This window comes from Myxococcales bacterium (assembly GCA_016703425.1).
In the GTDB taxonomy this organism is placed as follows: domain Bacteria; phylum Myxococcota_A; class Polyangia; order Polyangiales; family Polyangiaceae; genus JADJCA01.
Map to the genome: position 1 here is coordinate 798,354 of JADJCA010000002.1, position 17,627 is coordinate 815,980.

The 17,627-nt window shown below is 69.1% G+C and carries 19 protein-coding genes; 8 read left to right on the forward strand and 11 right to left on the reverse strand.

Annotation, left to right across the window (positions count from 1 at the left end; all coding sequences use genetic code 11):
- The first annotated feature begins 192 nt into the window (after positions 1–192).
- The 4 genes from IPG50_09775 (at position 193) to IPG50_09790 (ending at position 4,889) form a co-directional block, all read left to right on the forward strand.
- Positions 193–1,638, forward strand: coding sequence for an SUMF1/EgtB/PvdO family nonheme iron enzyme (locus IPG50_09775; protein ID MBK6692478.1), 1,446 nt, complete (start codon positions 193–195; stop codon positions 1,636–1,638).
- The gene (locus tag IPG50_09780) at positions 1,635–2,948 is read left to right on the forward strand and encodes an SUMF1/EgtB/PvdO family nonheme iron enzyme (protein MBK6692479.1); all 1,314 of its coding nucleotides are present in this window, start codon (positions 1,635–1,637) and stop codon (positions 2,946–2,948) included. The genes IPG50_09775 and IPG50_09780 overlap by 4 nt, the downstream gene beginning before the upstream one ends.
- A gap of 80 nt (positions 2,949–3,028) precedes the next feature.
- Positions 3,029–4,198 carry a hypothetical protein gene (locus tag IPG50_09785; GenBank protein ID MBK6692480.1) on the forward strand — a complete coding sequence of 390 codons (1,170 nt, stop codon included), beginning with the start codon at positions 3,029–3,031 and terminating at the stop codon, positions 4,196–4,198.
- A gap of 217 nt (positions 4,199–4,415) precedes the next feature.
- Positions 4,416–4,889, forward strand: a complete 474-nt coding sequence (locus tag IPG50_09790; protein ID MBK6692481.1) for a hypothetical protein — start codon at positions 4,416–4,418, stop codon at positions 4,887–4,889.
- Positions 4,890–4,906: 17 nt separating this feature from the next.
- Here the strand turns inward: IPG50_09790 and IPG50_09795 are convergent, their stop codons facing one another.
- The gene (locus tag IPG50_09795) at positions 4,907–5,623 is read right to left on the reverse strand and encodes a hypothetical protein (protein MBK6692482.1); all 717 of its coding nucleotides are present in this window, start codon (positions 5,621–5,623) and stop codon (positions 4,907–4,909) included.
- Positions 5,624–5,746: 123 nt separating this feature from the next.
- On the opposite strand from IPG50_09795, the gene IPG50_09800 reads away from it, so the two are divergent.
- Positions 5,747–6,277 carry a TerB family tellurite resistance protein gene (locus IPG50_09800; GenBank protein MBK6692483.1) on the forward strand — a complete coding sequence of 177 codons (531 nt, stop codon included), beginning with the start codon at positions 5,747–5,749 and terminating at the stop codon, positions 6,275–6,277.
- Positions 6,278–6,280: 3 nt separating this feature from the next.
- Here IPG50_09800 and IPG50_09805 read toward each other — a convergent pair whose 3' ends face one another.
- Both IPG50_09805 and IPG50_09810 read right to left on the reverse strand, forming a co-directional pair.
- The gene (locus IPG50_09805; GenBank protein MBK6692484.1) at positions 6,281–7,084 is read right to left on the reverse strand and encodes a hypothetical protein; all 804 of its coding nucleotides are present in this window, start codon (positions 7,082–7,084) and stop codon (positions 6,281–6,283) included.
- 140 nt (positions 7,085–7,224) lie between these two features.
- The gene (locus IPG50_09810; GenBank protein MBK6692485.1) at positions 7,225–8,244 is read right to left on the reverse strand and encodes a hypothetical protein; all 1,020 of its coding nucleotides are present in this window, start codon (positions 8,242–8,244) and stop codon (positions 7,225–7,227) included.
- Between the two features lie 138 nt (positions 8,245–8,382).
- Here IPG50_09810 and IPG50_09815 point away from each other — a divergent pair, with 138 nt between their 5' ends.
- Positions 8,383–8,592, forward strand: a complete 210-nt coding sequence (locus IPG50_09815) for a hypothetical protein (protein MBK6692486.1) — start codon at positions 8,383–8,385, stop codon at positions 8,590–8,592.
- A 54-nt stretch (positions 8,593–8,646) separates the two neighbouring features.
- On the opposite strand, the gene IPG50_09820 is transcribed toward IPG50_09815, so the two are convergent.
- The 4 genes from IPG50_09820 to IPG50_09835 form a co-directional block, all read right to left on the reverse strand.
- Entirely contained in the window at positions 8,647–9,264 is a 618-nt protein-coding gene (locus IPG50_09820; GenBank protein ID MBK6692487.1) for an SMI1/KNR4 family protein, read from the reverse strand.
- A 10-nt stretch (positions 9,265–9,274) separates the two neighbouring features.
- Positions 9,275–10,567 carry a glycosyltransferase gene (locus tag IPG50_09825; GenBank protein MBK6692488.1) on the reverse strand — a complete coding sequence of 431 codons (1,293 nt, stop codon included), beginning with the start codon at positions 10,565–10,567 and terminating at the stop codon, positions 9,275–9,277.
- Positions 10,564–11,154: a TetR/AcrR family transcriptional regulator gene (locus tag IPG50_09830; protein MBK6692489.1), complete on the reverse strand. Its 591-nt coding sequence runs from the start codon at positions 11,152–11,154 to the stop codon at positions 10,564–10,566. Before IPG50_09830 ends, IPG50_09825 begins: the two co-directional genes overlap by 4 nt.
- Before the next feature lie 93 nt (positions 11,155–11,247).
- Positions 11,248–12,273 carry a D-2-hydroxyacid dehydrogenase gene (locus IPG50_09835; protein ID MBK6692490.1) on the reverse strand — a complete coding sequence of 342 codons (1,026 nt, stop codon included), beginning with the start codon at positions 12,271–12,273 and terminating at the stop codon, positions 11,248–11,250.
- A 9-nt stretch (positions 12,274–12,282) separates the two neighbouring features.
- Between IPG50_09835 and IPG50_09840 the strand changes: the two genes are divergently transcribed.
- Positions 12,283–13,518: an alpha/beta fold hydrolase gene (locus IPG50_09840; GenBank protein MBK6692491.1), complete on the forward strand. Its 1,236-nt coding sequence runs from the start codon at positions 12,283–12,285 to the stop codon at positions 13,516–13,518.
- Here IPG50_09840 and IPG50_09845 read toward each other — a convergent pair whose 3' ends face one another.
- On the reverse strand, positions 13,519–14,805 hold the full coding sequence (locus IPG50_09845) for a radical SAM protein (GenBank protein ID MBK6692492.1): 1,287 nt from the start codon (positions 14,803–14,805) through the stop codon (positions 13,519–13,521). It abuts the gene before it with no gap.
- Positions 14,806–14,950: 145 nt separating this feature from the next.
- On the opposite strand from IPG50_09845, the gene IPG50_09850 reads away from it, so the two are divergent.
- A complete protein-coding gene (locus IPG50_09850) occupies positions 14,951–15,115 on the forward strand; it encodes a hypothetical protein (protein ID MBK6692493.1) in 165 nt (54 codons plus the stop codon).
- A gap of 356 nt (positions 15,116–15,471) precedes the next feature.
- Here the strand turns inward: IPG50_09850 and IPG50_09855 are convergent, their stop codons facing one another.
- From IPG50_09855 to IPG50_09865, 3 genes are all read right to left on the reverse strand, one after another.
- Positions 15,472–15,687: a hypothetical protein gene (locus tag IPG50_09855; protein ID MBK6692494.1), complete on the reverse strand. Its 216-nt coding sequence runs from the start codon at positions 15,685–15,687 to the stop codon at positions 15,472–15,474.
- 211 nt (positions 15,688–15,898) lie between these two features.
- Positions 15,899–16,717 (reverse strand): putative DNA-binding domain-containing protein, encoded by an 819-nt coding sequence (locus IPG50_09860; protein ID MBK6692495.1) that lies wholly within the window; start codon positions 16,715–16,717, stop codon positions 15,899–15,901.
- Entirely contained in the window at positions 16,714–17,556 is an 843-nt protein-coding gene (locus IPG50_09865) for a DUF692 domain-containing protein (GenBank protein ID MBK6692496.1), read from the reverse strand. Before IPG50_09865 ends, IPG50_09860 begins: the two co-directional genes overlap by 4 nt.
- Positions 17,557–17,627 lie beyond the last annotated feature (71 nt).

The following is a 17,627-nucleotide window of genomic DNA, read 5'->3' on the forward strand; positions in this document are numbered from 1 at the left end:
TCCTCCGGCCGACCGACGGCCGAACGAGCAGAGCTGGGCGTGGCGAACCGGCTCTGAAGACAGACAACGCTCCGCCGCCGAAGTTCCGGCAAAACGCCCCGCTGCGCGACTCTGCTCCGCCGCTCGGATCGGCTATGGACCGAGGGCATGGGGCCTCGGGCGTTCGCGAAACCGTGGCGGATAGTGTCGAGCGTGCTTCCGGTCGTCGCAGCGCTGGAATTGGCCTGCGCACCGGCGAGCCTGCCGCCGGTGCCGCAGATCATGGTTGTGGCCGACACCGATCTCCCCGTGCCGCTCGTCTCGCGCCTCCGCGTCGACCTCTATCGCGAAGACGGCACGTGGTTCGAGTCGCGCGACTACGCGAGGCCCGACCCCCGTGACTGGCCCGCGAGCTTCAGCGTCTATGCCGATGACGATGGGCGAGATCATCTCATCTGGGTGCGCCTCCGCGTCTATCGCGACGGAGGTGAGATCACGTACCGCGGCGAGCGCTTTCGGCGATGGGACACGCCCTTCTCGTCCCGCGAGACGAGCCTCGAGCCGCGCCTCCTTCAAGAGGGTCGCGATGTCACGCCGCTCTTGGTGCCGGCGCCGCTCGAGACCGTCGACCGCCTGCTCGCGGTTCGCATCGGGCCAAAGAGCGCCGGCTCCGTCTACGTGCTCCTGCAAGGCACATGCATCGGCACCATGGCGAGGCTCGGCCCGGACGGACGTCCGCGGCTTGGCGAGAGCGAATCATGCGTCGATACGGAGAAGACCTGGGCGAAGGTGGCGCCCTCACCGCTCGCGCCAAGAGGCGCGGCGGCGGTCGCGCCACGCGTCGGCACGTGGCTCACCTCCACGTGCCCAAAAGACGACGGCTCCTCGTCGCGGGTCTGCATCCCTGGCGGCGCCACGCTCTTGGGCAGCGAGGGTGAAACGGGCGAGGCCTTCCAAGCCGACGGCTCCGCGAGCCTCCCCATCGTGCGGCTCTTTGGCGTCCACGGCTACGCGCTCGACCGCTACGAAGTCAGCGTGCGCCGCTTCCGCGACGGCATCGCTCGCGGCTACAACGGCCCACGGCCGTCGCAAGACCAACCACGCTGCAACTTCAAGGACGCGGCCGGGAGCGTCGACGAGCTCCCTGTCAATTGCATCACCTGGGACGCGGCGCGTGCCTTCTGCCAGTTCGAGGGCGGTGATCTTCCGACCGAGGCGCAGTGGGAGCACGCGGCGAGCGTCGCGGGATTTCGCGAAAAGAGCGCGTTTCCTTGGGGCCCCGAGTCGCCCGAGTGCAAAGACGCCGTCTACGAGCGCGACGACGGAGACCTTCGCGTCACGCGCCAATGCGCGGCTCTTGGTGTCGGACCACAGCCCGTGGGCGCCGCGGCGCGTGACGCGACGCCGCTCGGAGTGCGCGACCTCTTCGGCAGCATGCAAGAGTGGACGCGCGACTACTTCGAGCGGTACCGAACGACGCGCTGGGCTGCGATGCCGCTCGTCGACCCCGAGTGCAAAGACGACGACGAGAACAACCGCTCCGTTCGCGGCGTCTCCTGGAACACGACCGCGAACATCACCTCGGAGCGTTTCTTCGTGGGTCCGTCAGCCTCCGGCATTGGCCTCGGATTTCGCTGCGCGTATGAGGCTCCGCGATGAGGCGTGCGCTGCACAGCGTTGCGTTCCTGCTGGTCGCAGGGTCCGCGACTGCCGGCTGCTTAGAGGAGCTGCCTCCGACCGGCCAGATTGTGTTGCACGTCGAGACCGACGCCACATTGGCCTCGGAGCGCTCGGCCGGTGCTCATCCGGCACTCTTCGATCGCCTTCGCGTCGAGTGGTTCGAGCCGGGCAAGGACGCGCCTTGCGATGGGTGCCTGCGTGAGTTTGCAGCCACGCAGGAGGTCTTCCTCGAAGACCGCGCATCGACAGGCTTCGTTCCGCGGCCCTTCGTCTCTGGCTATCGCGCGCGAGCCACGCTCTATCGCCACGCCGGCGTCGCCGGGCCCCGTGCCACGTCATCGATCACGACCACGCTCGAACTGCCCGCTGTCGGCGCCGACGGGATCGCCCATGTCTGGGCGGCGCTTCGCACGGTCGATGTCGGCGCCCCCCGAGGTGCGCTCGACGCGCCGCTCTCAGGCGAACGGCCATCAAAGGCCCTTCGACCCGGCACCTGGGACGACGACGTGCGACGCGAGTGCACCGAGCCGCCGGGCCCCTTCGAGGCGTGCGTTCCCGGCGGTGGGTTCTTCATCGGCTCGGCGTCTCACCCCATTGAAGGGCGAGAGCATCTCGTTAAGGTTTCTCCCTTCTACGTCGATGTCCACGAGGTGACGGTGCGCGAGTTCCGACGGACGCGCCTGGCTCGGGAGGGTGATCCGAGTCCGCGGACCGGGTGCAACTTCTCACCGGCGGCCGGCGAGTGGGACGACCTTCCCATCAATTGCATCAGCCACGGCATGGCGGCCGCGTATTGCGAGCGCATCGGCAAGAAGCTCCTCACGGAAGCGCAGTTCGAGCGCGTGGCCACCGGACTCGGCGCCTTCGACTACCCCTGGGGCCGGAGCCTGCCGGAGTGCGGTGACGCGATCTTCGCACGCGACGACGGTGCATCGATTGCAGAATACAAAGCGTGCGTTTCACTCGGGGTCGGCGCCACGCGTGCGGGCGCTGGCGCGCTCGATCGGCTCGCGCTTGGGGGAATTGAGATCACCGACCTCGCGGGGAACCTGTCGGAGTGGATGCTCGATACGTACAACGACGAGGGCGACCCGTGTTTCGCCTCCGGCGGGCTGCTCGTCGATCCCGTCTGCGCCGTCGCCGGCGCGCGCGTGAAAGGCGGCCACGCCGTGCGCGGCGGAAGCTTCGCCACGTCGGTGCTGAGCCTCCGCGGGAGCACGCGCACGGCCGGTCCGACCGACGACACCGGTGCGAAGTTCGTGGGCCTTCGCTGCGCCCGCAGCGAGTGAGCGCGATGGTGCAAACAGACGGCGAAGACGGGAGTGCGTTGGGAGTCTTGCCCGATCGCGAACGCTGTACACTCCGCGCCATGAACGCGTCGCGCTCGCCGCTTGGGCTCACGGTCTTGCTCCTCGCGGCAAGCCTCGCGGCCTGCGGCGCGCGAACGGGCGGTCTCGACGACGACTTGGCGGCAACGATCTCTTCGACCTCGACCGATGCGGGCGCGACGCCGAGCTGCAAGCGCCCCAAGCCGACGGGCACCCTCAAGTCGTTTCTCAGCTTTCCCACCGCTCGCCCGGGCGCCGTGGACAGCGTGACATCGGCGGGGCTCGGCGTCGCCGCCGATGGCCAGCTCTTCTACGCCTACCGCGGGGCCCCCGGCGGCGACGGAGGCGGCGTGTTCCAGGTCTCGTGGCCCACGAGCGCAGGTCGAATCAGCGGCGACAACCCCGTAAACGGACTCGCCGTTTCAGGGCCGAGCCGTGTCTTGTGGACCGACAGCGTGGGCCTTCAGCAGTTCGCCCGCGTGGGTCCGCAGGCGGGACGACCGGTGCTGGCGCGCGCTGGCATCGTCACGCCGCGGATCGCGGCCGATGGCGCCTTCGCCTACGCACTCGTCGATGGCGTGCCACGGCCCCGCACCGGCGGGCGACTCGTTCGCGTCGATCTCACGACGGGCGACGAGCGGGTGCTCGCGGAGCTGAGCGACACGTTTCGCGGTGTGGGCATCGCTGTCGACGACACCCGCGTGTATTACGCGCAAGACACCTTCGACTTTTTGTGGAGCGTGCGAAAGGACGGGAGCGAGAGCCGACCCAAAGCCGTGCAGACGGTGGCCGGCGCGCCCACCGCGCTCGCCGTGCGAGGGTTGGCCTTCGATGGGTCAGACCTCTTCGTCCCCATGTCGTTCACGTCGGGCCTCAACGCGTGGCAGATCGCCGCCACGGGGCGAAGCTCCACGCCTGGCGTCGACCGGCGCACGATTCCCGCCGTGGGGGGCATCGAAGGAACGGTCACGGCCGTGTTCGCCGATCGCTCGGGCGTCTACGCGGCGCACGTCCCGATTCGTGGCCAGAAGGGCCCCGCGTGGATCCTCGAACGTTACTGCCCTGACGGCTCGTTCCACGTCGAGCTAGCGCGCGGCGACGGCGTTGTTTCACACATCGCCGCCGATACGACGCGGCTCTACTTCACCATCGACCAACAGAGCGGAGCGCCGGGCGAGGCACCGAACCACATCCACGCGCTGCCGAAGTAGCGGCCGAAGTAGCGCGGGTTGCGCGGACCGGTAAGCTGCAACAGTGACTCGACCTCGATGCACGAGCGTTCGTTGCGTTGCCGCGGTGTGTCTCCTCGGCTGCAGTCCGCCATCGGCGCTTCCCACCGAAACACCGCCGACTCGTGCGGCCCCCGATGCTGCCGAGTCCGCGCGGGCTCAACCTCAACGGCCGGAAGAGACGCCGCCCCTGCCGCCCATGACCGAAGCCGCCGCCCCAGAGGTGGAGGTTCCGGCGCCACCGACGCGCAGCACGGTAACCAAGCTCCTTTGGAGGCATGAGGCCGCCTTGGAAGACGCGGGTCGACGGGCAAGCGGCGCGGCGCCGGCCCTGTCGGTCACATCGTCGGTCGGCGACTTTCCCATCATGCCAATCAAGGGTGTGCCGTGGAAGAAATCGAGCGGCAACGACGGGATCCCTTCCTTCGACAAGGGCCGCGCCGCCGGCGCGCTCTCAAGTGTCTCTCTTTCTGCGTGCGTCTCCCGAAAGCAGGTCGTCGTCGATGTGATCGTAGTGTGGGAGCCGAGTGGCACGCTCACCTCGATCGAACTCGGTGGCGACGCTCTCTCTCAGGCCGAAGAGGCCTGCCTTGTGCGACACCTTCGAGCGTTACGCATTGCCGCTTTCGCAGGCACCACCATTCGGGTGCACAAGCGCTATCGCACCGACTAGAGGACGCTTCGCTTGCCTCAGTAGCGGCACGTCACCGTCTCGAAGACGATGTTGCACGTGGGGTTGGCGTTGACGAAACAGCCTCCGCCTGTCGCTCCACACTGGTTGGCCCCGTCGGGCCCTTCCATGGTGGTGAAGGTCGTTTGGGTGGCGAAGCCCTTGGCGACGCAGATGGCCGTTGCGGCGTTGGGGTCGGCGACGCCGCACTCACCAGCGGCAGCGCTGCAGTAGCCGTTCACGCAGCCCGTCGGCCCCCGCACATCGACGACCTGCGGCGTCACGCACACGGCTCCCGAGCGCACCAGCACGCCGCCCAAGCAGTTGACGGTGACAAAGCCCGTGTCGGTCGGCACCGAATCGGTCAGCTTCTTGGAGGCGTCGGGGGCCATAAGGCCGCCGGAGGTGACCGAACACGTTCTCACTCCGACGGTCCAGGTGACAAGCTGCGTGGGGCAGTCCGTCGCGCGGGCATCGGCGTTCGCGTCGTCTTGCAAGGGCGCGCTGTCGCCCAAGGCGGCGCCATCGTCGAGCAGGACGCTCGAGTCCGACTCCGCGTCGGAGGCGGAGACTGCATCGGGAACGCCGGCATCGCCCAGCTCGACGCCAGCTTCGAGCTGCGCCCCGTCATTCGGCTCGCCGAGCGGACGCTCTTCGATCCCGAGCAACGTGCCGCATCCTGCCACGGCGAGGGCGAGGGCGAGGGCGAGGAGAGCGACCTTTTGCGGCCCGCGCATCGACACATCATGAGCCAAGGGCGGCCGATGTCGAGAGGTTGCGTAACCTCCCCCCTTGCCGGCGAACACCGTCACGAAAAGTTTCCTGCGAAGCGCGAGCCCGCGCTCGCCTTGACGGAAGGCGTGTGGCCCGCTTTTCTTCGAGCCGTGGGCCTCTTCGACTTCCTTCGCGCGCCGAGCGCCGACGACAACGATCTCGTCCTCCTTCGCGCGGTCCGCCGCGAGATGGGCGCGGCGCCAGAGGACGACGCGAAGATCGTGGCCGCGGTGGTGGGGCTCTTGGGCCAGGTGGCCTACTGGGACCGGCCCTACCTACCGGAAGAGAAGGCCCCCATTCGGAATGCACTCGCGCACGTCGATGAGCTGTCACCCGGCGGCATCGAGAACATCTTACGAACGCTGCACAACTCGATCTCCAAGATCGCCGAACACGAGGCGCGTGAGTACGCCCGCTTCTTGAAGGAGTTGGCCGACCGCGACCTGCGCCTCTACGTTCTGGACCTCCTGCTCGATGTGGCGGCGGCCGACCAAAACGTCAGCGTCGCCGAGATGAGCCTCATTCGCCGACTCACTGAGGCGCTCGGTCTCTCGCAGGCCGAGTACAACGCTTCGCAGGCCCGCCACGAGGCACACTTGGCCAGTCGCCGTGTCTGAGCGTCAGTATCGCGCGCCAGCCGCAAGGGCCTCCTCGATAAACGCGACGTGCGCGGCGGCGTCGACGTAGGTGGCTCGCGTTTCGGTGCAGGGCGCTCCCGCGTAGACGACCTCCCCGACGAAGAGGCCAACAAGCGTCGGGCGGTCGTCGTCGGTGGTGCGCAGGAGCGCCGCGCCGAAATCACCGTCGACGTGGCAGAGTGTTCCGTGAGCGCTCTGCACGTCGATGCGCTCTGAGGTTTCGCCCTCCAAGCGCCCTTCGTCGCATACCGAGGTCGAGAGCCGCCGCGAGGGGGCGTAACCGTAGCCGTCGACGTCGCGATTGCCGTACCCCACCACCGTAAGGTCGCATCGTCGCGAGGTGGAGCGTGCCGAGGAGGCGCGCGCGTAGCGGACGCCCATGCCCTCCGGAGTCAACGCGGTCTCACCGAGAAGGACGTAGGCGAGGCGTGCGTCGTCGACCGCGGACGATTCCTCCACCACGTCGGCGACGGGAACGCGCGAAGACGCGCCGTCGCGCAAGGCATCCTTTGGCCATCCCAGGCCGAAGTACCCGTGACCGACGTCGTGAGCTCGAACGCAAGCGAGCGAGGTGACGGCCACGCGCGGCGCCAGCAGCGTGGCCGTGCAATACGCGCTCTCGGAGTAGCGCGCCGCGAGGTATCCAACGGCGGGCCAGCGGAGGTCGCCCCCGACGGCGGTGCCCTGAAGCGCCCCCTCTTCCTTCGTGGAGCCGAGGCCACCGTCCACCGACCCGCAGCCGAGGACCAACATGGAAGCGAGCGCGATGGGTCGAAGTGCCGTCATAGGCGGGGACTCAGCACGACGCGTGCCGCGAGAAGGACGACGAAATGCCGGGCGCTCGAGAAGAGCGCGATGGACCGCGCCGGAGCGCGCGGCGCAGCGGCGACGCCCCACGATCGTAGGAAGCGCGGTGAAAGCGGGCTCTAGGTCTGGTGCGCGACGCGGCTCTCGCGCTCGCCTTCGGCGAGGTAGGCGTTCACCTGCGCGGCGAGCCGTTCGACCTCGTCTTCGCAGCGGAACGTGGCCCGTTCACCGCTCCGGAATGCGAGCTCGAGCTTCTTCGTCGTGCCGCGGCGATGCCTCTCCACGAGCACGCCCGCCTGAACGAGCGACGCGAGCGCGCGGTGCGTAGAGAACCACGGCCGCCATAGGCCCCACCAGGTCGTCGCGAGCCCACTCTCACGATCGAGCACTACGCCAGAGCGAAACCCCACGCCGGCGAGGCCAGCGGACGGCACGGAGACCGCAAAGAGCACGAACCACACGCCCGCGACGCTCACTTCGCCGGTCGCGCGCCACGACAAGAGGAGCGTCAGCGCGAGGAGCACCGCGCCGAGCACGACAAAGGGCAGCGCGAGCAGCCAACCGAGCCAACCCGGTGAACGACGCAGCGCGATGGAAAGCGGCGCCGCCGGAGGAGCTGGCGGCGGCGACGGTGGCTGTTCGGGCGTGCGATACGGCCCCGCACCGTCATGGCTCGCTGGCCGCGCGCCGCGCCTCGTTCCGCGCGCGCGAGCGACGGAGCCGAGCCCCACCACGAACACGATGCCCGAGAAGGCCAAGCCTGAGAGACGCACGGGCGCTTGCCACACGACGGTCCGCGGCTCGAAGACCATCTCGCCGGGACTGCTTTGGTAGTACCAGCAGGGCAGCTTGGTTCCCGGCGCGACCTTGGGCCACCGCGTTGGCATGTTGCACGCTTCCCAGGGGAGCGTGTGCTCCTCCCCTCCTTCGGTGCGATGCGAGACGGTGCACAAGACACCGCCGACGAGCGGTGTGTCGAAGGCCTTCTGCACGGTGCACTCGGTTGCAGCGAGGCGGCTCGCACGCCACGCGAAGAAGAGCCAACCGCCAAAGACGAGGCTTCCGAGGAGACCGATCACCAAGATCCGCTTCGCGCGCTCGACGGCGACGGCCCGCGCGAGCAACTCCGTTGGTGCCATCGCGCGTCACGCTACGGACCTCGCGTCTGATTGTCGATGTTCGTCGACGCGCGCGCGGTTGAGCGCAGAAAGCCGGACAAGTGGCGCGCGACGCGCGCTCCGATGCGGGTCGGCGGATCCGGTGCTAGAGTCCGCGCCATGTCGCACACCTACCGCACCCGCGTCATCGCCGGTCGTCTGCTGCTCGACGAGCCCACCACCCTGCCCGACGGCGCGGAGGTCGAGCTCATCGCACGCGACATCCTGGAAGGCGCGACTGAGCGCGCAGCGGAGCGGGCCCGCCTCCAGGCGTTCTTGACCGAATCGATTCGCCTCCGAGACGCGCCGCCGCATCGCTCCGCAAACTGATGGCCCGCGGCGAGGTCGCGCTCGCGCGCTCCAGGTGCAGAGCGCCGCCTCGGCTTACCGCCGCGCGCTCTTTCGCTTGCGCCCTGCGTCCGACTCCTTCTTCGACGCGGTCTTTGTCACCGTCTTCGATGGAACCTTCTTCGTGGCCGCAGCCTTCTTGGCAACGCTACGCCCGAGCGCTCCTTTGGTGGGCGCACGCTTGACGGGCTTCGCCTTGGCCTTTGCCGCGCCCTTCTTCGCCGGTTGCACCGTCATGTTCCGCGCGAGCAGCGCCGCCTCGAGCATCGCGGTGAAGCTCTCGAAGGCGAGGTCGGCGCCCGACTCGCCGATGCACACGACGGGTGCGTCGTCGTCTTCCACGAGCGAGAGCTCGAGGCACAGGATTCCGCCGAGGGAGCGATCGATGCCAATGGGGTGGCCCGTGAACGTGGCGTCGATGCCGAGCATTCGAGCGCGCCACGCCTTCTGGTCGTCGAGGCTGAAGAGCGCCGCCGAGCCGAGACCTAGCCATCCGTCGTGCAGCGTCATGAACTGGCGAAACGCCTCCGGGAATTTCATCTTCGCACCACGCTCGAAGGCGGCGACGGCGCCCTTCGGCGGCGCGTCGGCGGGAAAGCCAAGGGCCTTGGGCTTCAAGAGGGCGAGAAGCGTGCGCCGAACCGAGGTGCTCATGGAGGTGAGGCTAGAGCGAATTTGATGACGAGACGACCTTGACGCTCTCGGCGCGCACTTTTGCGGGCGCGCCATCGCCGGGGCTCGACGCGGCACTGGCGCGCGCGAGACGCTCGAGCGCATCGGCAGCCGCCGCCGAACCGCCGGTCTTCTCGTAGCCCTCTCGCACGCGACGAGCGCCGTCGACGCACCGGCGAGCCCGCGCCACGGCCTCCGCCAAGCGCTCGGGCGTGAGGCGGCGCCGCGAGAGCGCCACGCCAGCGCCGGCCACCTCAACGCGGGCGGCGACCTCAAGCTGGTCGCGCGCCCAGGGCACCACGCACACCGGCACGCCGTGGAGCAGCGCCTTCTGCGTGATGCCCATCCCGCCGTGGCAAATGACGACGGCGGCGCGCTCGAGCAGCGGACCGTGCGGGAGGTAGCGCCGCACGATCGCACCTGGCCTCGCCGGCAGCTTCGCCGGGTCGACGCCGGCCGTCGTGACGACCAGGCGATCGGCCGGCGGGAGACCTTCGAGGGCCGCGGCGGCGATGGCTGCGTCGTCTTGATACTCCGAGGAGCACGTCACCAGCACGAGCGCGCGGTCCGGGACGTCGGACGGCAGGTCTCCGGCCGGCTCCCAATCTGCAGCGCCAACCATCACGACGCCCTTCGGCATGGGTCGCTCGTATTCGAAAGGCGTCGCCGTGAAGTAGACCGTGAGCGGTGCCCGATGGCGCGAGTTAGCGACGGTCGTCAGCGGAGGCAACCCCGCAGCGGCGCGCGACGCATTGATCATGGGCATGCGCGTCCTCGCCTCGAGGCGCGCCACCGCGTGGCGCAAGAGCCAATCGCGAGCCCGCGCGAGCGCCCCGCGCGCTGGCTTGAAGCCAAAGGGGAACACGGGCACCCCCGGCTGAGCGTCTTCCAGCAGAAACGGGCGCGACTCGGCCCATGGCAACCCGAGCGCCTCCGCCGCAGCCTTCGCCCCGAACGTCGTCGTGTCGACGAGCGCCACGTCGGGCGCGCACTCGCGAACGGCGCGACGGAAGTCCTCCACCTCGAGCTGGGCGCGCCGCCCCCACGCGTCGAACGTGCGCCGGAGCGCGTCTGGCGGCGAGGTGCCGCGGTAGTCTTCGAGGGCAATGGCCTCGATGCGCGGATCGATGGGGAGGCAGTGAACGCCGGCGGCGCGCACGCCCGCGACGGCAGGCTCGAGCGTTCGCACGTGGACCGTGGCGCCGCGCCGCGCGAGCTCTAAGAGTGGCCCCATCATGGGATTGAGGTGACCGCGTGCCGGTGACGTGTAGGCGAGAACGTTCATGACACCCCCTGGCGAACGCGCTCCACCAGCGCGCTCATGACGTGACGAGTCTTCTCCGAGCTCAAGCCGTAGCGACGCCGCAAGAGCGACCATAGGTAGACGTCCGTGACGGAAGCGAGCGCGGCGACGTGGAGCTCCCGGTCGGACCGATGGCGCCCCGCGAGGTCCGGCGCAAAGACCTCCTCGACCCAGCGGCGGTGCAGCGCCTTGCCGCCGTCGGTCACGCGGCGGGCCGCCGCGTGGCGCTCCTCCGCGGCGAGAAGCCGCATGACGCTGTCGCCAAGCTCCTCGTAGTGCGCAACGAGCCGGCGGAGCGCCCGCGGCACATCGCCCGGCGGAGCGGCCCGCTGCGCTGCGACGCGCGCCTGCCCGAAGGCGACGGCAGCGTCCGTGAGCCCGTCCTTCGAACCGAAGTGCCTGAGCAGCGTGCGCTTGCTCACGCCGGCCAGCTCGGCGACGCGCTCGAGGGAGGGAGCGAGCTCCCCTTCATCCCGAAAGAGTCGAACGGCGACCTCGAGGAGCGCCTCGCGGGTCTTCGCCGTTTCCTCCGCTCGGGCCACCTGCGCGTACGGGCGCCTCGATTTCATGTCACCTATGGTGCCACCAATATGGCGCGCGTCAAGGCTCGCGGCGCAGCGCGCTGAGCTCCCTTCCCCGCGCTGGCGAAGGCTGCGCTCGCATCAATATTCGCGGGCCCGGTCCACGGGAGTCGTCACCGCCTCGCCTCGCTCCAACCTCGCGACATTCTCAAGAACGACGCGAAAGGCGCGCTCGACGTAGTCCTGCATGGCGCCGGCGATGTGCGGCGTCACAAGGAGGTTGGGCGTGCTCCAAAGGGGGCTCTCTGACGGCAGCGGCTCCTCCGCAAAGACATCGAGGGCAGCGCCTCGCAGACGGTCTTCACGGAGGGCCTTCATCAGGGCTACCTCGTCGACGACGCCGCCCCGCGACACGTTGATGAGCACCGCATCGGGCCTGAGGCGCCGAAGGGCGCCTTCATCGAAGAGGCCGCGCGTCTCGCCGGTGAGTGGAATCGCGAGGACGAGGTAGTCAGCCCGTGGCAAGAGCGCACCGAGCGCCTCGATGCCGTAAACCTCGACCACACCGTCCGGGCGCGGAACGTCGTGGCGTGGCCTTCGCGCCACCCCAACGACCAACATGCCAAGGGCCGCAGCCGCGGCGGCGATGGGGCGCCCTACTTCACCGAGGCCGACGAGCACGAGGGTGCGCCCTCTCAGCGTGCCGGAAGGGAACGGCTCCCATCGCGCCGCCGCTTGCTGCGCGAGGAGCCGTGGCAGCTCACGTTCGAACGCCAAGAGCATGGCAAGCACGTGATCGCGCATGGCGTCCCTGTGAATGCCGCGCGCGTTGGCGATGACAACGTTGGAGGGGAGTCCGCGCGCCGGAAAGAAGCCGTCGATGCCCGCGCCGAGGAAGTGGACGAGGCGAAGACGCGTCGCGGCAGACCAATCGGGCCGCGGCGCGCGCCCGCAAACGAGGACATCAAGAGCCGGCAGACTCGAGGCTAGCAACGCTTCGTCACCGACGGCGCGGTCCTCGGCGCTGACGTTCGCCGCCACGAGGTCATCGAGGAAGACGAGCTCGCGCCCGGCGGCACCGGCGAGGCTACGCAGCGTTTCGCGCGCGGCTTGCGCGCTTTGGTGGGGTGGCACGAAGACGTGCAGTCGCTCCGCGCGCCATGCCATAGTTCGCGAATGTACCAGGCGCCGGCGGCGAGCGTCCTCGCGCGGAGAAGCTCCTTGGGCCTCGAGCTCCGACGCACCGGGGAGAGCGCGGTGGTCGTGCGGGTGACACGAGGCGGCACGGCGGCGGCGCTGGGCATCGCCGCGGGTGATCGCATCGTGGCCTTGGGCGGAGAGCCGGTACGGTCGTCGACCCATCTTGTGGCTCTCACGAGGGCTTGCGAGTTGGGTTCGCACCTGCACATCAGCGTCGTGCGCGGGGCGGAGCGCCTCGAGCTTGCCGGGCCGCTCCTGGCGGCGCCGGTGGAGCAGATCCTGGGGGCCGAGCTGCACCTCGGACACGTGACCGTCGGGGGTCATTGGCTCCGAACACTGCGGACCGCGCCCACCCTCGTGGCCAACACGCCCGTGGTGCTCATGCTGCCGGGGCTTGGCTCCGGGTCATGTGAGCTGTCCTCCGACGACAACGATCCCCAACGACACTTGCTCGCCGGGCTGACGCGGTTGGGTCTAGCGACCTTGCGCGTGGAGCGAAGCGGCACCGGCGACAGCGAAGGGCCACCGGCTCGGGAGCGCGGCTTCTTCGACGAGCTCGCCGGCTGGCGAGCCGCGCTCGATGGGCTGCGCGAAGAGGGCGTGCCCGTTTATCTCTTCGGACAGAGCGTCGGGGGGATGATGGCTCCGCTCTTGGCCGGCGAGAGCGACGGCGTGACGGGGGTCGTCGTGTGGGGCACCTCGGCGCAACGTTGGTGCGACTGCATCACGCAGGCGATGGTGCGGCAGCGCCGACTACGCGGAACGCCCGACGAAAGCGAAGTCGCTGCGTGGACTGAGCTCTACCGACGTGTCTTTCGTGAGGGGGCGACCCCTGCCGACGTCTTCGCCAGCGCGCCAGCGCTCGGCGGCCTCGAGGGACCGTCGTGCCACGGGGCGACGATGTTCGGACGCCACGTGTCGTTCTTTCAGGAGCTCGAGCGCCTCGACTTGCAGAGGCTGTGGTCGACCATCACGGCACCGCTGTTGGTGTTGCACGGAGCCCTTGATTGGGTGTGCACGCCCGACGAGGGGCGCGCGGTAGCACTCGCGGCGGGCAAGCATGGGAGGTTCGTTGAGCTGCCGCAGCTCGGCCACGATCTCTTGCGCCACGAGAACCTGCACCAGAGCTTCCATGAGCCCGCGAACGGCGTGTGGGACGGCGCAGTTGTGGCCGCGCTCAAGGCGTGGCGCGCGACACTCCCGTCACGGTGACTACTCGAGCTTCTCGAGCGCGAGGCTCCACTTGGCGCGGTCGAAGGGGAGCCCAGGGGCTTCGCCGTCGCGCGTCACGCGCTCATGCTGCCCAACGCGCGCGAGTTCGAGCACACGATGGTGGCAATAGGGATTGTTGCCTGGGCGTCCGAAGAGCGCGGCGGCCATCCAAGTGCAACCACCCTGGCAGGTGTCGCCGTAATAGCAAGTGGCGCAATAGCCCCAGCGCTCACTGGCCGTTCGATCGCGCATGTGGCGAAGGGCGCGTGCGCGCTCCCAGATGTCACGAAGCGAATGCTCTCGGACGTTTCCTCCAACCCACGAGTCCGTGGGGAGCGATGGGCAGCCCTTGATGTCGCCGTTCGACTCGATCCCTACCGTGAGGACTCCGGCGGCGCAGGAGCCCTGGTGTGCGTCCGGCTGAAAGTGCCGTAGCTCCCCCTCGTAGGGACCGAAATAGCCGATGTTGTTGCCGGGCATGAGCTTGATGCGCGCCGCGTCGCATCGCACCTTGAGCTCCGCGAGCAGCGGAAACAGCGTCAGCAGATCACGCGGTTGCAGGATCACCTCAGGCTCATCGGCGGCGCGGCCGACGGGAACCGTGAGCTGCACCTGCCACCCATGCGCGCCCACGTCGGTGAGCAGCGCGAGGATCTGCGGCAGCTCGTTCATGTTGAGGCGATTGATCTGCGTGTTGCCGGCAACCTGCATTCCGGCCGCGCGGCAGCGGCGAAGGGCCTCGGCGGCGGCAGCAAACGAGCCCCGGTGCGCGCGCAATCGGTCGTGAGTCGTGGGGGCGCCGTCAATGGAGACAGCGACGCTTTGGACGCCGGCGGCCGCCGCTCTGGCCGCGCGCTCCTCGGTCATTCCGCGACCGCCGGTCACGACGGTGCACTGCATCCCGAGGCGCCGAATCTCTCGCACCACGTCGACGAAGCCATCGTGGAGATAGACCTCGCCGCCGATGAGCGCGACCTCTTGAACGCCCAGGGCGGCGAGCTCTGTCGCGAGCTCGATGGCCTCGCGCGTGGTGAGCTCGTCGGGCCGCGCGAGCCCGGCGCGCGAGCCGCAGTGCCGGCACTGCAAGTCGCACTTCAGCGTTAGCTCCCAGACCGCGTAGATCGGCTTGCATGAAGCATCGACCGCGCGGGCTTCGCGGGCGAGCGGTTCGTGGGCGCCTTGGGCGCCCGACGCCGTCGATGGAAAGCCTGCGAGTGGCAGCCGGCGGCGCGGCCGCGGGGCATCCATGAGCGCCTGGCGCGCGTCGTCGCCAAGCGCGCGAGTCATGCGCGGAGGACGTCGCAGGCTTCGTCGGGAAAGACGCAACCGTAGGGCGGACAGATGACCCTGTTGCCCTGCGTAACGCATTGCCCGCCTCGGCGCTGCCACCGCTCTCCTCCGGAGGAGGAGGGGCGGCGGCGGCCGACTGACCGTGGCCGTGCTCGAGGCGGTGGCCGTCGCGATTGGACTAACGCTGCGGCTCCGTTCGTCGTCATCAGGGCCGCCGAACGTCATGCTCGAGTTGCCGTGCGGCGGCGGAGCCGACGTCTCTTGGCGCGGCGCCACGGAGGCCGTCGCGATGGGAAGGGCCTCCTGATTTGGCGTCTCGGCCGGTTGCGACGGTGCGCACGCGGCCGTGGAGCCAAGCGCGCAGGCGCTCGCGACGAGTGCGGCGGCGTAGCGTTGGCGCCGGGAGCTTGGGTCGAAGCGCTCGGTCGCTGGGACAGCCGAGGCCGCGACCGCGACCGCGGGGGCTAGGTCCGAGGCGCAGAAGGGGCAGCGTGGTTCGTGGGGAAACACGTGGCGACGGCAGACGGCGCAGAGGACGAGAGCCATTGCGGCATAATAGGCGACGCGTCCAAGGCGCGGACACGAAACGCACCGCGCGGAAAGCCACCTAGCGCCTCGCGCGAGCCAGCTCACGGGCGCCGCGCGGCGCCGACGGGCTGATCATTAGAAGCCGTAGTTCTGCTGATCGAGGTAGCGCTGGGCATTGCGAAGGAACTCTTCAAGGGCTTCGCGAGCCTCACGGGCCGCGTTGGGGTCGGAGTTACCGCCGCTCACGCAGGCGAGGGCGTTCTCGTCGAGGGCCGTCAGTTCCGCTGTCTCGAGGGTGTTGGTGAGGTTCATGGCGAGCTCCTTTGGGTTGTGGCGTTTCGCGCCGGTCACGTCCTCTCTTGAGCAGGCGCCATGCCATCCGTAAGTGCTGGATTCTTGGTCGCCGATAGGCCGTCCGCGTCCGAGTTGTACCGGCAACGCCGACTCGGCGCCGCGCGTCAGGCGGGCGCACGGCTGCCTTCCGCTTTGAGCGTCACGCCACCTCTTGAGGGTCGGCTACGCTGGCGCGATGCGAAGCCCGGTTCTGGCTCTCTCCCTGGCCTTACTGGCCGCTTGTGGCGGCGCTTCGTCCGCGGGGCCGAGCCCCGAACGAATCGCGAAGATGCCGAGTCGCCAGGTCTCGCCGCGAATCGAGGATCACGCCCTCTCGGATCAGCGAAGAGACGGCGTCCGTCAGGCCCGTTTCGTCAGGTCTGCGCAAGGCTGCGACGGCTTCGCCTCCTCCTCGGTAGAGCGCCCGGAGCACCGCGACCTCCCGCTCCGACACGCGCTTCGTTCTGCGCCGACCTTCGCGGGTTCGCCAAATGGCAACGGCAACCCTTCGCGACCGCGGCGAGGCACGCGTCGGCTCGGTGGAGCAACGGACGTCGAGGACATCGTATGCGTAGACCCGGAGCGTAAGCGCGTCCGCAAGCGTGGCACCGCCAGCTCCGTCGCCGTCGATCGCCGACCCGGCTTCGTCGGGTGACATGAACACGACCCGCTCGGCGAGCTCCAGATCGGCCAGCTCGTGAAGCCACGGCGGCAGGCCGAGCCACGCCGCGCGCCCCTCTAGCACCGTCACCAGGGCGGATGTCCCAAAGCGAATCTGAGGTGGCGGGTGGTCCTTCGCCACCTCGAGGACCAGCTCTCGCCAGGCTGCCTCGCCGGCAACCTGCACGACGATGGACTTCGTGATGGGAAAGAGGCTCGCCATGTTCTCGCCGACGTTGTGCAGATAGGAGCGTCGATAGATGGCGAGGCGCATGGCGTCACGCGAGCGGAGGTCGAGGCCGAGGCGCGCCGCGCTCTCGGAAACGGAGAGATCGCCCACGAGCATCGCGCGCAATGTCTCGAGCGTCGGCAGCAGAGCTGTGGTCAAGCGGCCTCCGGCGCCGCGCGACGCGACTCCAAGGCGAGGGCTGACTCGGCGCGCGCCCGGTCGACCTCGTCCAGCACCACATCGAGGGACGGGATTTCGCTGTCCCACTCGATGAGCGTTGGAATGGCGCGCTGGGCCTGCTGCAGCGTGAAGCGGTAGAGGTCCCAAACGGGCTGCGGCACCGGCCCGATGTGCGTATCGATGGTGACGTCCACGGCAACGGTGTGCCCGGCCACGTGGATCTGCCGGACGGCGTTCAGCGGCAGCGACCGCACGAACTCTTCCGGGTCGAAGCCGTGGTTTCGGCTGTTGACGTAGACGTTGTTCACATCGAGCAAGAGTCCCACGCCGGTGGCGTGCACCAGCTCGCTTAGGAACCGAGCATCGGTCATGGTGCGGCCTGGCAGCTCGACGTAGTAGGTCGGGTTCTCGAAGACGAGGGGCACCTCGGTCATGGCCTGGGCGGCGCGAACGCGTCCGATGACGTACTCGAGGGCCTCGTCGGACGAGGGCACCGGCAGGAGGTCGTTGACGTGCGCGTTCCCGAAGACGGCGCAGCAGATGTGATCACTCCAGAAGGGGGCGTCGAGCTCCCGGCACAAGCGACTCACGCTCGTAAAGAGTGACTCGCTCAGCGGGTCGGCCCCCGCCACCGACATGGTGACGCCATGGGGAACGATGGCCCAACGCTCCCGGCAGGCCCCGAGCTGCCGACGCAGGCGGCCGCCGACGTCGGTCCAGTTTTCCGCGATGACCTCGAGCCAATCGACCGAACGTTCCGTCTTTGGAAGCTCGGCGAGGAACTCGCTGCGAAGACCGACGCCAAATCCGCTCACCATTGGATGACCTCGTGCATGTGTGTCGTCGTTCCGCGACACTCGCGGCCCACACCGGCGTGCGGGCACGCGAA

Bases quoted from the DNA above. Each gene is read 5' to 3' on its own strand.
- IPG50_09780 (MBK6692479.1), top strand. From the start codon at position 1,635: ATGAGGCGTGCGCTGCACAGCGTTGCGTTCCTGCTGGTCGCAGGGTCC.
- IPG50_09785 (MBK6692480.1), top strand. From the start codon at position 3,029: ATGAACGCGTCGCGCTCGCCGCTTGGGCTCACGGTCTTGCTCCTCGCG.
- IPG50_09790 (MBK6692481.1), top strand. From the start codon at position 4,416: ATGACCGAAGCCGCCGCCCCAGAGGTGGAGGTTCCGGCGCCACCGACG.
- IPG50_09795 (MBK6692482.1), bottom strand. From the start codon at position 5,623: ATGCGCGGGCCGCAAAAGGTCGCTCTCCTCGCCCTCGCCCTCGCCCTC.
- IPG50_09805 (MBK6692484.1), bottom strand. From the start codon at position 7,084: ATGACGGCACTTCGACCCATCGCGCTCGCTTCCATGTTGGTCCTCGGC.
- IPG50_09810 (MBK6692485.1), bottom strand. From the start codon at position 8,244: ATGGCACCAACGGAGTTGCTCGCGCGGGCCGTCGCCGTCGAGCGCGCG.
- IPG50_09815 (MBK6692486.1), top strand. From the start codon at position 8,383: ATGTCGCACACCTACCGCACCCGCGTCATCGCCGGTCGTCTGCTGCTC.
- IPG50_09820 (MBK6692487.1), bottom strand. From the start codon at position 9,264: ATGAGCACCTCGGTTCGGCGCACGCTTCTCGCCCTCTTGAAGCCCAAG.
- IPG50_09825 (MBK6692488.1), bottom strand. From the start codon at position 10,567: ATGAACGTTCTCGCCTACACGTCACCGGCACGCGGTCACCTCAATCCC.
- IPG50_09830 (MBK6692489.1), bottom strand. From the start codon at position 11,154: ATGAAATCGAGGCGCCCGTACGCGCAGGTGGCCCGAGCGGAGGAAACG.
- IPG50_09835 (MBK6692490.1), bottom strand. From the start codon at position 12,273: ATGGCATGGCGCGCGGAGCGACTGCACGTCTTCGTGCCACCCCACCAA.
- IPG50_09840 (MBK6692491.1), top strand. From the start codon at position 12,283: ATGTACCAGGCGCCGGCGGCGAGCGTCCTCGCGCGGAGAAGCTCCTTG.
- IPG50_09845 (MBK6692492.1), bottom strand. From the start codon at position 14,805: ATGACTCGCGCGCTTGGCGACGACGCGCGCCAGGCGCTCATGGATGCC.
- IPG50_09865 (MBK6692496.1), bottom strand. From the start codon at position 17,556: ATGGTGAGCGGATTTGGCGTCGGTCTTCGCAGCGAGTTCCTCGCCGAG.